This is a genomic window from Streptomyces sp. NPDC006997, assembly GCF_040635175.1.
Classification (GTDB): domain Bacteria; phylum Actinomycetota; class Actinomycetes; order Streptomycetales; family Streptomycetaceae; genus Streptomyces.
The window spans coordinates 92,499-104,672 of sequence record NZ_JBEYHH010000010.1; the positions used below are offsets into that span (position 1 = coordinate 92,499).

Here is a 12,174-nt window from a genome sequence, read left to right on the forward strand (position 1 = left end):
CGGCTCCGTATGCCTCGACGGTGCCGCGCACCCGCGGGACGCGGGCGCGCTTGAGCCGGTCACGGTTCCGTACCGGGCAGTCCGGCTCACCGGCCTTGCGGCGGTTCACGGTTGCGGGTCAGCGCCGGAATTGCACCGGCTTCCCCCCGTACGGGTGTGATGACGACCGGGCCATGCTACCGGGCCGTAGCCCGCCCGCCGCCTGCCGGTCGCCTGTACGGCCACGTACGCGACGGTCTCGCCGCCCGCCACCGCCTGCTGGGCGGCGGGGAACAGGTTTTCCCGTCCGAGGACTGGCATCCGGCGCGGTGTCGGATTTACCCTATTTACAAGGCCTACGAGACGAGTGAGGGAGTTCGACCGGAGTAGCCGACTCTGGCGAGACACCGGGCAGTACGGGTATCCGCCGGTGCCGACGTCGACGGTCGGGCTGAGAGGCCGGAAGGGCGTACGGCCGCGAGGCGCGCGTTCCGGAAGGCGACCCCCAGCGACCTGATCCGGACAATACCGGCGAAGGGAACCCGCCTCGTAGGTCGTTTCGCGTGCCCGTTCAGGGCGTGCCGGACTCGCTCTCCGTGAGGTCGATCAACCGGCACGCCGTCTCGATGTCGATCCTGACCTGGGCGATGGAGGCGCGGCCCGACAGCCAGGTGGTGAGGGCCGAGTGCCAGGTGTGCTCGATGACGCGGACGGCGGCGAGCTGGTCGGCGGTGGGCGGGGTGGTCAGGCCCATGGCGTCCAGGATGATCGCCGTCGTCTGGCGGGAGACCTGGTCCACCTCGGGGCTCACGCTGCGGTCCGCGAAGGTGAGGGCCCTGACCATCGCGTCGGCGAGGTCCGGCTCGCGCTGGAGGGCGCGGAAGGCCCGCATCAGGGTCTCCGTGACGCGCGCGGCCGCCGTGTCGCCCGCGGGGGGTTTCTCGCGCAGGGTGGCGCGCATGTGGTCGAGCTGGTCCCGCATCGTGGCGACCAGGAGGTGGATCTTGGAGGGGAAGTAGCGGTAGAGGGTGCCGAGGGCCACCTGTGAGGACTCCGCGACCTCCCGCATCTGCACCGCGTCGAAGCCGCCCCGGCTGGCCAGTCGCGCCGACGCGTGCAGGATCCGCCGCCGCCGGGCCGCCTGCCGTTCGGTGAGCGGCGGTGTGCCGGGGGACGCTGTGCCGACGTCCGCTCCGGCCGCCTTGCCCACGTTCTCCACCCTGCCCACTCCGCCCTGCCCCGCCGTGGCGCGAATCACCTGATCCACTGGTCACAGCGCCCCTACCTGCCGGTAGATTCGGAGCTTCCGAACGATCAAGTCTGCAACTTGTTCTAGATTAGCGTCGCGTCGTAGGCTCGCGCAGTGCAGGGAGAAGGGGGCCCAGAGTGACCGCTGAGGCCAGTCAGGCGGGTCCCCGCCAGGACCTGGCGTCCGACGGCTTGCGACCGCTCCGCATCGCACTCCTCACCTACAAGGGCAACCCGTTCTGCGGGGGCCAGGGCGTCTACGTCCGGCACCTCTCCCGCGAACTGGCCCGCCTCGGCCACCGCGTCGAGGTCATCGGCGCCCAGCCCTACCCCGTCCTCGACGCCCTCGACGGCTCGGACGGCCCCGGTGGCCCGACCCTCACCGAACTCCCCAGCCTCGACCTCTACCGCCAGCCCGACCCCTTCCGCACCCCGGGCCGCCACGAGTACCGCGACTGGATCGACGCCCTGGAAGTCGGCACGATGTGGACCGGCGGCTTCCCCGAGCCGCTCACCTTCTCGCTGCGCGCCCGTCGCCACCTGCGCGCCCGCCGCGGCGACTTCGACGTCGTCCACGACAACCAGACCCTCGGCTACGGCCTGCTCGGCGACCTCGGCGCCCCGTTGGTCACCACCGTCCACCACCCCATCACCGTGGACCGGCAGTTGGAGCTGGACGCGGCCGGGAGCCGCGCCCGCCGCTGGTCCGTGCGGCGCTGGTACGCCTTCACCCGGATGCAGAAGCGCGTCGCCCGGCGGCTGCCCTCCGTCCTCACCGTCTCCGGCACCTCCCGCGCCGAGATCGTCGAACACCTCGGCGTCCGCGAGGACCGCGTCCACGTCGTGCACATCGGCGCCGACACCGACCTGTTCTCGCCCGACCCGTCGGTGCCGAAGGTGCCCGGCCGGATCGTCACCACCTCCAGCGCCGACGTCCCGCTCAAGGGCCTGGTCTTCCTCGTCGAGGCGCTGGCCAAGGTGCGCACCGAGCACCCCGGCGCCCACCTCGTCGTCGTCGGCAAGCGGCCCGAGGGCGGCCCGGTCGCCCGCGCGGTCGAACGGTACGGCCTCGAAGGCGCCGTCGAGTTCGTCAAGGGCATCTCCGACGCCGAACTCGTCGACCTGGTGCGCTCGGCGCAGGTCGCCTGCGTGCCGTCGCTGTACGAGGGGTTCTCCCTGCCCGCCGCCGAGGCCATGGCCACCGGCACCCCGCTGCTCGCCACCACCGGCGGCGCCATCCCCGAGGTCGCCGGGCGCGACGGGGAGACCTGCCTCGCCGTGCCCCCCGGCGACCCGGACGCCCTCGCCGCCGGGCTCGGCCGTCTGCTCACCGACCCCGACCTGCGCGCCCGCCTCGGCGCCGCGGGAAGGGACCGCGTCCTCGACCACTTCACCTGGGCCCGCGCCGCGCAGGGCACGGTGGCCCACTACCGTGAGGCGATCGCCCGCACCACCGGCGCCCCCGCACCCGCACCCATCCCCACCCCCACCGGCGTCTCACCCGAAAGCAGGGCCACGTGCTGACCGTCGACTTCACCCGGTTCCCACTCGCCCCGGGGGACCGGGTCCTGGACCTCGGCTGCGGAGCGGGGCGGCACGCCTTCGAGTGCTACCGGCGCGGCGCGCGGGTCGTCGCCCTGGACCAGAACGGCGAGGAGATCCGCGAGGTCGCCAGGTGGTTCGCGGCGATGGAGGAGGCCGGTGAGGCGCCCGCCGGGGCCACCGCCACCGCCCTGGAGGGCGACGCGCTCGCGCTGCCCTTCCCCGACGAGTCCTTCGACGTCGTCATCATCTCCGAGGTGATGGAGCACATCCCCGACGACAAGGGCGTCCTCGCCGAGATGGTCCGGGTGCTCAAGCCCGGCGGCCGGATCGCCGTCACCGTCCCGCGCTACGGCCCCGAGAAGGTCTGCTGGACCCTCTCCGACGCCTACCACGAGGTCGAGGGCGGCCACATCCGCATCTACAAGGCCGACGAACTCCTCGCGAAGATACGCGAGGCCGGGCTGCGCCCCTACGGCACCCACCACGCCCACGCCCTGCACTCCCCGTACTGGTGGCTCAAGTGCGCGTTCGGCGTCGACAACGACAAGGCGCCGCCGGTGCGGGCGTACCACAAGCTGCTGGTCTGGGACATCATGAAGAAGCCGCTCGCCACCCGGGTCGCCGAGCAGGCCCTCAACCCGCTGATCGGCAAGAGCTTCGTGGCCTACGCGACCAAGCCGCACCTGCCCCGCCTGCCCGAGGCGGACGCGCGGTGACCACCCCCCGCACCGACCACCTCGTCCTGCCCGGCGTCCTCACCGCCGACGAGGCCGCCGCGACCGTACGCGCCCTGCTCGGCGCGCAGCGCGCCGACGGCGCCATACCGTGGTTCCGGGGCCACCACCTCGACCCCTGGGACCACACCGAGGCCGCCATGGCCCTGGACGCGGCCGGGGAGTACCAGGCCGCCGAGCGGGCCTACGAGTGGCTCCGCCGCCACCAGAACCCCGACGGCTCCTGGTACGCCGCCTACGCCGACGGCGACGCGGACGCCGTCACCGACCGGGGGCGGGAGACCAACTTCGTCGCCTACGTCGCGGTCGGCGTCTGGCACCACTACCTCGCCACCGGCGACGACGCCTTCCTGGACCGGATGTGGCCCACCGTCCACGCGGCCGTCGAGTTCGTGCTGGCGCTCCAGCAGCCGGACGGCCGGATCGGCTGGCGCCGCGACGACGACGGCACCCCCGCCGCGGACGCCCTGCTCACCGGCTCCTCCTCCGTCCACCACGCCCTGCGCTGCGCCCTCGCCGTCGCCGAGCAGCGCGAGGAGCCGCAGCCCGACTGGGAGCTGGCGCTCGGCACGCTGCGGCACGTGATCCGGCGGCACCCGGAGCGGTTCCTGGACAAGTCCCGCTACTCCATGGACTGGTACTACCCGGTCCTCGGCGGCGCGCTGACCGGCGCGGAGGCCAAGGACCGGATCGAGGAGGGCTGGGACCGCTTCGTCGTGCCCGGCTTCGGCGTCCGCTGCGTCGTTCCCAACCCGTGGGTGACCGGCGGCGAGTCCGCCGAACTCGCCCTCGCGCTGTGGGCGGTGGGCGAGTCGGACCGCGCGCTGGAGATACTCCAGTCCATCCAGCACCTGCGCGACCCCGCGTCCGGGCTGTACTGGACCGGCCTCGTCTTCGACGACGAGGTCGTCTGGCCCGAGGAGCTGACCACCTGGACGGCGGGGTCGCTGCTGCTCGCCGTGGCCGCGCTCGGCGGCGACGAGGCCACCTGCGCGGTCTTCGGCGGCGACCACCTGCCGCGCGGCCTGGACGACGTGGAGACGGACTGCTGCTGACGGACCCGCCGTCCGTCAGGAGCGGCGGTAGATCCGGCCCGCGAGGGCGTGCCCCACGAACAGGTAGACGACCGCGGCGAGGCCGTAGCCGCACACCACCCGCGCCCACTCCTCGTCGAAGGTGAACAGGTCGTGTGACCAGCCCGCGAGCCAGCGGGCCGCGTCATGGACGAACTGCACGAAGTCGTTCGCGCGGTTCGCGTCCAGCAGGTACATCAGGATCCACAGGCCGAGGATCAGCGCCATGATGTCGGCGACGACCGCTATCACCCGGCCCGCCTGGGAACTGTGATATCGAGGGGACATGCCCTCCGGGTAGCCGCCGCACGGGTTTCGAAACCCGGCCGCGCGAAACCGGGTTGTCCACCTCCCGCTTCGACGGATCTCCTCCGTCCGCGAGTTGGCGGGCGTGGGGGTCGCTGGTGATCCTTGCCCAAGTGGTAGCCGAGCCGCTCGGCCTCCCGCGCCAGCGTGCGATGACCGGGATCGGCCCCACGGCCCCAGAAGCCGAGCGCGAGTCCCAGCCGCACAAGCCTTCCTGACGGTATGTCACCTCGGGCTCCGGGCTGGCCGACTGTACGGCAACGGCCCCCCGCCCGGAAGGGCGAGGGGCCGTACGGGACGGTGGACGTCAGCCGCGCTGGATGCCGCTGGTGTCCTGCAGGACACCACGGCGGCCGTCCTGCGTCTGGGCGACCAGGGACGGGCCGCGCTGCTCGACGGCCAGGTACCAGGTGCCCGGCGCGAGTTCGGCGATCGTCGTCTGGGAGCCGTCCTCCGCGAACAGCGGACGCGGCACCGGCACGGCGAACCAGAACGGCGAGAAGTCACCGGCGGGCGGCTGCGCGGCGGCGGCCTGCGGCTGCGGGGCCTGCGGCTGACCGCCGCCGAAGGGCTGACCCGGGCCGGGCTGGCCGGGCGCGCCCGGCTGCGGCTGACCGCCGTACGGCTGCTGGGGCTGCTGGGCGCCGGGGTAGCCGTAGCCGTTGGGCGGCTGGGCGCCGGGGTAGGGCTGCGGGGCGGCCGGGCGCGGGGCGCCGAGGAGGGCGGCCTTCAGCGCCGGGACCAGCGGGGTGGCGACGGCCGCGGCGGCCATCACGAGGGTGGCGATCAGCGCGAGGATGAGACCGGTACCGGCGTCGGGGCCGTCACCGCCGCCGTCGAAGTTGTCGGCGCCGCCGGCCGGGTCGAAGATGTTGCCGAGCGCGCTCCAGGCGGCGAACATCGTGAGGGCGATGCCGAGCTGGGCCAGGTCGAGCCCGGCGACCTTCGGCGCCTGCGGCAGACCCCGGGCGACGACGATGAGCACGGCGCCGATGATCCCCGCGAGCACGACCCCGAGCAGGACCGGGCCGCTGCTCCAGAGGCTGGGAACGTCGAGGCTGTCAGGGGCCCCGTCGATCGAGTACAGATCGAGGAACGACGCGATGAACAGCAATACCGCTGCTCCGATCACCACGCCGTCGCCTCTAGTGAGGGAGCGGATATTCACTTCAGGTCCTTCGTCAGTCGTCTCGTCATCGGTGGAGGCGTCGCTGACACCATGTCGCCGAGCGGCCGTGGTGTGAAGCGCGGGGGTGGCCCCACATCGTAGGGCTGACACTATCGTCCGTCCCCCAACGCTGTCCGCCGGGATGCGCGCGCTGATCACTACCCGCGCAGGAAACCCACGATTCCCTCAGAGATCCCCCGCGCGGCCGACTGCCGCCAGGCCCCGCTGGTCAGCAGCGCCGCGTCCTTGCTATCGCGCATGTTGCCGCACTCGATGAACACCTTGGGAACCGTTGACAGATTGAGACCGCCGAGATCGTCACGGGTGACCAGTCCGGTGCCGTCGCCGACGTAGTTGGCGGGCGCGCTGCCGGTGACCCGGACGAAGTTCCCCGCGATGCGCTCACCCAGGTCACGGGAGGGCCCGGCGATGTCCCGGGTGTCGGCGGCGCCCTGGTGGACCACCGCGGGGAGGATCACGTGGAACCCGCGGTTCCCGGCCCCCGACCCGTCGGCGTGCACGGAGACCACGGCGTCGGCGCCGGCCTCGTTCCCGATCCGGGCCCGCTCGTCGATGCAGGGCCCGTACGCCCGGTCGTCGTCCTGCGTCAGCCGTACCGTGGCGCCCTGGGCCTCCAGCAGTTCCCGCAGCCGCCGGGAGACGTCCAGCGTGAAACGGGCCTCGGCGTACCCGTCGTTGGTGGCGGTGCCGGTGGTGTCGCACTCCTTGGCGCCGGTGCCGATGTCCACGGTCCGGTTGATCTCCGCGGTGTGCCGGACGTTGCCGGGGTTGTGGCCCGGGTCGATGACGACGACCTTCCCCTTGAGGGGGCCGGAGGCGGACCGGGTGGTGGGGGCGGGGCTCGGGGGCTTCTGGTCGTCCGGCCCGTCGGTCTCCCGGGGCGACCGCCCGGCCGACGCGGACGCGGACGCGGACGCCGAGGCCGACGCGGGCGCCGAGGCCGACGCGGGCGCGGACGCCGAGGAGGACACCGTCGCCCGTCTCCCGTCCCCGTCCCCGCCGACGGCCGCGTACAGCAGCCATCCGGCCAACGCCCCCGGCACCAGCGCGGCGACAGCCACGATCAGGGGGCGCCGGAGGCGGGAGCGGCGGGGGTGGGGCGGGTCGAAGCCGGGGCCGGTGTAGGACACGGCGAACACCTTACGGGCCGCCCCCGGGGCGCGCCGCGCCCAGGTCGCCCGGGGTGTGCTCGGGCGTGAGCGGCGTCCCGTAGTGGGCGGAGCGTTCGTCGAAGCGGGTGCTCCCGGTCCGGGTGGACGTGCGGTTCCAGCTCCGCCGGGTGGTCCCGGCCGGTCGAGGTGAACAGCCGCAGCCCGGCGACACCGGCCGCCGCGCCGGTGTTCTTACCCGCGTCTTACGCCCCACCGGAATAGTTGCCCCGGCAGACGGAGTTCGTAGTCCACGTATCCCACGTGGAAGGTCACCCCTCAATGCCCCGATCGACGCACGACGACCGTCCCGCCGACAGAACGAGACAGACCCCCACCCCGCACCCCGCCGTCGTCCCCGTACTCGCCTTCGCGGGCATCACCGTCGCGGTGATGCAGACCCTGCTCGTGCCGGTCATCAAGGACCTGCCCCAGCTGCTCGACACCGCGCCCAGCGACGCCACCTGGGTACTGACCTCGACCCTGCTGTCCGGCGCCGTCGCCACCCCGATCATGGGCCGCCTCGGCGACCTCTACGGCAAGCGGCGGATGCTGGTCACCAGCCTCGCCGTGATGGTCGTCGGCGCCCTGGTCAGCGCCGTCACCAGCGACCTGCTCACGATGATCGTCGGCCGCACCCTGCAGGGCTTCGCCATGGGCGCCATCCCGCTCGGCATCGGCCTGATGCGCGACACCCTGCCCCGCGAGCGCCTCGGCTCGGCGATGGCGCTGATGAGTTCCTCCATAGGCGTCGGCGGCGGACTCGCGCTGCCCGGCGCCGCGCTCGTCGCCCAGCACGCCGACTGGCACGCCCTCTTCTACGGCGCCGCGGGCCTCGGCGTCCTCGCCATCGCCCTCACCCTCCTCGTCGTCCCCGAGTCCCCGCTGCGCGCCACCGGCGGCTTCGACCTGCCCGGCGCGCTCGGCCTCTCCGCGGGCCTGGTACTGCTCCTGCTGCCGGTGACCAAGGGCAGCGACTGGGGCTGGTCGGCCCCCGTCACGCTCGGCCTGTTCGCCGCGGCCGTGCTCGTCCTGGTCCTGTGGGGCCTGATGGAGCTGCGCCGCGCCGCGCCCCTGGTCGACCTGCGCACCACCGCCCGCCGCGAGGTGCTGCTCACCAACCTCGCCTCGATCATGGTCGGCGTCGCCTTCTACGTCGTCTCCCTCGTCCTGCCGCAACTCCTCCAGCTGCCCACCGCCACCGGGTACGGGCTCGGCCAGTCGATGGTCGTCGCGGGCCTGTGCGTGGCCCCGCTCGGCCTGACGATGATGTTCACCGCACCGCTCTACGCCCGGCTCTCCGCCCGCTACGGTCCCCGCTCCACCCTCATCCTCGGCCTGCTCGTCATCGCCCTCGGCTACGGCGGCGGCCTCGGCCTGATGGACGCCGCCTGGCAGACCGTCGTCACCTCCGTCGCCCTCGGCGCGGGCATCGGCCTCGCCTACTCCTCGCTGCCCGCGCTGATCGTCGGCGCGGTCCCGGCCTCCGAGACCGGCGCGGCGAACGGCCTCAACACGCTCATGCGGTCCATCGGTACGTCGGTCTCCAGCGCCGTCATCGGCAGCGTGCTGGCCAGCACGGCGAACGACGTCGGCGGCGTCGCCGTCCCCACCATGCACGGCTTCCGGGTCTCCTTCCTGATCGCGACCGCCGCGGTCGCCGTCGGGCTGACCCTCGCCCTGTTCCTGCCCCGTACCCGCCCCGCCGCCACGCCCCAGCTGCGGGCGAGCAGCGAGGAGGACGCCAACCTGGCCCGCGCCACCGAGGCGCTGCGCGGCTTCCACGGCCGGGTCACCGACGCCGGGGGAGCGCCGGTCGTCCGCGCCCGGGTCACCCTCATCGACCACCGGGGCCGCAAGGCGGGCGCCACGCACTCCGCCGAGGACGGCAGCTACGCGCTGACCGTGCCGGGGGCCGGGGCGTACGTCGTCGCCGCGCGGGCCGCCGGCCACGGGCCGCACGCCTCCTCCGCGAGCCACGCGGGCGACGAACGGCCGGTGGAGGTGCACCTCTCCCTGCCCGGTGAGACGGCGGTCACCGCCTGACGGGGGCGGCCGGGTGCCGCCGTAGCATGTGGGGCGCCCACCCGCGCAGACGTACGACCGAGAGGGATCCCATGACGGTGGCACCCCCGCCCGAGACGCTGGCCGCGTTCGAGGCCGCGAAGGGCTTCATGCCCGTGGACGAGGGGCTCGCGCTGTACGCGGCGGCCCGGGAGGCGGGACGGCTCGGGCTGCCGCTGCTGGAGGTCGGCACCTACTGCGGGCGTTCCACGATCCTGCTCGCGGACGCCGCCCGCGCCGCCGACGTCACCGCGCTCACCGTCGACCACCACCGCGGCAGCGAGGAGCAGCAGCCCGGCTGGGAGTACCACGACCCCGACACCGTGGACCCCGACCTCGGCCTGATGGACACCCTGCCCACCTTCCGCCGCACCCTGCACCGGGCGGGCCTGGAGGAGCACGTCGTCGCCCTCGTCGGCCGCTCGCCCCAGGTGGCGCGCGTCTGGGGCACCCCGCTCGCCCTCGTCTTCGTCGACGGCGGCCACACCGACGAACACGCCACCGCCGACTACGAGGGCTGGGCGCCGCATGTCGCCGACGGCGGCCTCCTCGTCATCCACGACGTCTTCCCCGACCCCGCCGACGAGTTCACCGGCCAGGCGCCCTACCGCGTCTACCTGCGCGCCCTCGCCTCCGGCGGGTTCACGGAGGTCGCGGCGACGGGGTCCCTGCGGGTGCTGCGGCGGACGGGGGGCGGGAGCTGACCCGCCGTCGCCCTCACAGCCACCCCTGGCTGCGGGCCTCGCGCAGTGCCTCCGTGCGGTTGCGGGTGCCGGTCTTGCCGATGGCGGCGGAGAGGTAGTTGCGGACCGTCGACTCCGACAGGTGCAGCCGGGCCGCGACGTCGGCGACGGTCGCGCCGTCGGCGGACGCCCTCAGTACGTCGCACTCCCGCGCGGTGAGCGGACTCGGCCCGGCGCTCAGCGCGGCGGCGGCCAGGGCCGGGTCCACCACCGTCTCGCCGGTCAGCACCCGGCGGATCACGGCCGCCAGCTCCTCCACGGGACCGTCCTTCACCAGGAACCCCGCCGCCCCGGCCTCCATGGCCCGGCGCAGATAGCCGGGGCGGCCGAAGGTGGTCAGGATCAGCACCCGGCAGTCCGGCACCTGGTCGCGCAGCTCGGCGGCGACGTCCAGACCGCTGCGGCCCGGCAGTTCGATGTCGAGGAGGGCCACGTCGGGGCGGTGCGTCAGCGCGGCGTCCACGATCGCGTCGCCCGCCGACACCTGCGCCACCACCTCGATGTCCGGCTCCAGACCGAGCAACAGGGCCAGCGCCCCGCGCAGCATCTGCTGGTCCTCGGCGAGCAGTACCCGGATGGATCTGGCGGGGCGGCGGTCGCGGGGCATCTCGTCGTTCACGGGCCCAGCGTAGGTCCGGCGAACCTTCAGGGGCGGACCACCGCCGATCCCGGGACCGGTCAGGCCGCGCCGTCTCCGGGCGACCCCGCCTCGACTCCCGTGGGCGGTGCCGTTCCGTCGTGTCCGGGCGGCTCGGCCTTGACCCCCGTGGGCGGTTCCGTTCCGTCGTGTCCGGGCGGCTCGGCTTTGACTCCCGTGGGCGGTTCCGTTCCGTCGTGTCCGGGCGGCTCGGCCTTGACTCCCGTGGGCGGTTCCGTTCCGTCGTGTCCGGGCGGCTCGGCCTTGACTCCCGTGGGCGGTGTCGTCCCGTCGTCTCCGGGCGACTCGGCCCCGATCCCGCCGGGCGGCTCAGCCTTGACCTTCGCGGGCGATTCCGCCCCGGCCTCCCCGGGCTACCGCGCCCCGACGCCCCCGGGCGCCCCCGCCCCGACCTCCCCGGGCAGTTCCGCCGTCACGGTGAAGCCGCCGTCCGGCCCGGGGTGGGCGGTCAGCCAGCCGCCCGCCGCCGTGAGCCGTTCCGTGAGGCCCGTCAGCCCGTTGCCCGGGGCGACGCCTGCCACGCCGCCGCCCACCCCGTCGTCGGTGACGGTCAGCCGTACCCGCTCCTCCCCGCCCCGCACCCCGATCTCGCACCGCGTCACCGCGCCCCCGTGCCGTACGACGTTGGTGACCGCCTCCCGCACCACCCACCCGAGCAGCGCCTCCGACTGCGGTGTCAGGGGCGGACCCGAGCGCTGGACGGTCAGGGTGACGCCCGCCGCCGCCAGGACGGAGCGGGCGCTGGCCAGCTCGGTGTCGAGGCTGCCCTCCCGGTAGCCGGTGACGGCCTCGCGGATCTCGGTGAGCGCCTGACGGCCGACGGACTCGATGTCGGCGATCTGCTCAAGCGCCGCGTCCGGGGCGCGGGGCGCGAGCCGCCGGGCCGCCTCCGCCTTCACGACGATCACGGAGAGCGTGTGGCCGAGCAGGTCGTGCAGGTCGCGGGAGAAGCGCAGCCGCTCCTTCTCCACCGCGCGCCGGGCGAGTTCCTCCCGCGCGTCGCGCAGTTCCCCGACCGTGTCGGCCAGCGACAGGATCGCCGCCGTCACCATGACGGACAGGAACGTGCCGTAGGTGATGCCGACCGCGTCCCAGCCCTCGTGGAACCCGGCGACGACCGCGGCGACGGCGGTCAGCCCCAGCCCCGCCGGGGCCAGCCAGCGGCCCCGCAGCGCCGCGCCGACCGCCAGCCCGAGCAGCGGGAAGAACATCAGCCAGCTGCCGCCGTACCCGATCGCCAGGACGAGGGTCACCAGGGTCATCACCGCCAGCGCCACCCGGGTCGGCGTCGACTCCCGCAGCTCCTTCACGAACGCCCGCCAGACGACGTGGATGTAGAGGGAGTTGAAGACCAGCAGGCCCAGGATGCCGATCCACGGGTTCGGTGTCTCGCCCTGCACCAGGTTGGCGACCGCGCCCATCCCCATCAGCAGCCACGGCAGCAGCGAGAAGGTGGTGGGCCGCCGCCCCGGCCTGTTTCCCGTCAT

General features: G+C 73.9%; 11 protein-coding genes and 1 riboswitch. Of the genes, 5 read left to right on the forward strand and 6 right to left on the reverse strand.

What is annotated here, in order from left to right; genetic code table 11:
* Positions 1 to 57: 57 nt before the first annotated feature.
* A riboswitch (cobalamin riboswitch) is annotated at positions 58 to 186 on the reverse strand.
* A 364-nt stretch (positions 187 to 550) separates the two neighbouring features.
* Positions 551 to 1,198, reverse strand: a complete 648-nt coding sequence (locus tag ABZ659_RS12480; protein WP_360217493.1) for a TetR family transcriptional regulator — start codon at positions 1,196 to 1,198, stop codon at positions 551 to 553.
* A gap of 167 nt (positions 1,199 to 1,365) precedes the next feature.
* Here ABZ659_RS12480 and ABZ659_RS12485 point away from each other — a divergent pair, with 167 nt between their 5' ends.
* The 3 genes from ABZ659_RS12485 to ABZ659_RS12495 are packed head-to-tail and all read left to right on the forward strand — an operon-like array spanning position 1,366 to position 4,561.
* Positions 1,366 to 2,751, forward strand: coding sequence for a glycosyltransferase family 4 protein (locus ABZ659_RS12485; RefSeq protein ID WP_360217175.1), 1,386 nt, complete (start codon positions 1,366 to 1,368; stop codon positions 2,749 to 2,751).
* Positions 2,745 to 3,488 carry a class I SAM-dependent methyltransferase gene (locus ABZ659_RS12490; protein WP_360217178.1) on the forward strand — a complete coding sequence of 248 codons (744 nt, stop codon included), beginning with the start codon at positions 2,745 to 2,747 and terminating at the stop codon, positions 3,486 to 3,488. Before ABZ659_RS12485 ends, ABZ659_RS12490 begins: the two co-directional genes overlap by 7 nt.
* Complete coding sequence (locus tag ABZ659_RS12495) at positions 3,485 to 4,561, forward strand: prenyltransferase/squalene oxidase repeat-containing protein (protein WP_360217181.1); 1,077 nt, start codon at positions 3,485 to 3,487, stop codon at positions 4,559 to 4,561. The genes ABZ659_RS12490 and ABZ659_RS12495 overlap by 4 nt, the downstream gene beginning before the upstream one ends.
* Positions 4,562 to 4,576: 15 nt before the next feature.
* On the opposite strand, the gene ABZ659_RS12500 is transcribed toward ABZ659_RS12495, so the two are convergent.
* The 3 genes from ABZ659_RS12500 to ABZ659_RS12510 form a co-directional block, all read right to left on the reverse strand.
* A complete protein-coding gene (locus tag ABZ659_RS12500) occupies positions 4,577 to 4,867 on the reverse strand; it encodes a hypothetical protein (RefSeq protein ID WP_360217184.1) in 291 nt (96 codons plus the stop codon).
* A gap of 325 nt (positions 4,868 to 5,192) precedes the next feature.
* On the reverse strand, positions 5,193 to 6,053 hold the full coding sequence (locus ABZ659_RS12505) for a hypothetical protein (RefSeq protein WP_360217187.1): 861 nt from the start codon (positions 6,051 to 6,053) through the stop codon (positions 5,193 to 5,195).
* 158 nt (positions 6,054 to 6,211) lie between these two features.
* On the reverse strand, positions 6,212 to 7,204 hold the full coding sequence (locus ABZ659_RS12510) for an N-acetylmuramoyl-L-alanine amidase (protein ID WP_360217190.1): 993 nt from the start codon (positions 7,202 to 7,204) through the stop codon (positions 6,212 to 6,214).
* A 300-nt stretch (positions 7,205 to 7,504) separates the two neighbouring features.
* Here ABZ659_RS12510 and ABZ659_RS12515 point away from each other — a divergent pair, with 300 nt between their 5' ends.
* Positions 7,505 to 9,268, forward strand: a complete 1,764-nt coding sequence (locus ABZ659_RS12515; protein WP_360217193.1) for an MFS transporter — start codon at positions 7,505 to 7,507, stop codon at positions 9,266 to 9,268.
* Positions 9,269 to 9,339: 71 nt separating this feature from the next.
* On the forward strand, positions 9,340 to 9,990 hold the full coding sequence (locus ABZ659_RS12520) for a class I SAM-dependent methyltransferase (protein WP_360217196.1): 651 nt from the start codon (positions 9,340 to 9,342) through the stop codon (positions 9,988 to 9,990).
* Between the two features lie 13 nt (positions 9,991 to 10,003).
* On the opposite strand, the gene ABZ659_RS12525 is transcribed toward ABZ659_RS12520, so the two are convergent.
* Together ABZ659_RS12525 and ABZ659_RS12530 are read right to left on the reverse strand one after the other, a co-directional pair.
* Entirely contained in the window at positions 10,004 to 10,636 is a 633-nt protein-coding gene (locus ABZ659_RS12525; protein ID WP_360217496.1) for a response regulator transcription factor, read from the reverse strand.
* A gap of 404 nt (positions 10,637 to 11,040) precedes the next feature.
* Positions 11,041 to 12,174: a sensor histidine kinase gene (locus ABZ659_RS12530; RefSeq protein WP_360217199.1), complete on the reverse strand. Its 1,134-nt coding sequence runs from the start codon at positions 12,172 to 12,174 to the stop codon at positions 11,041 to 11,043.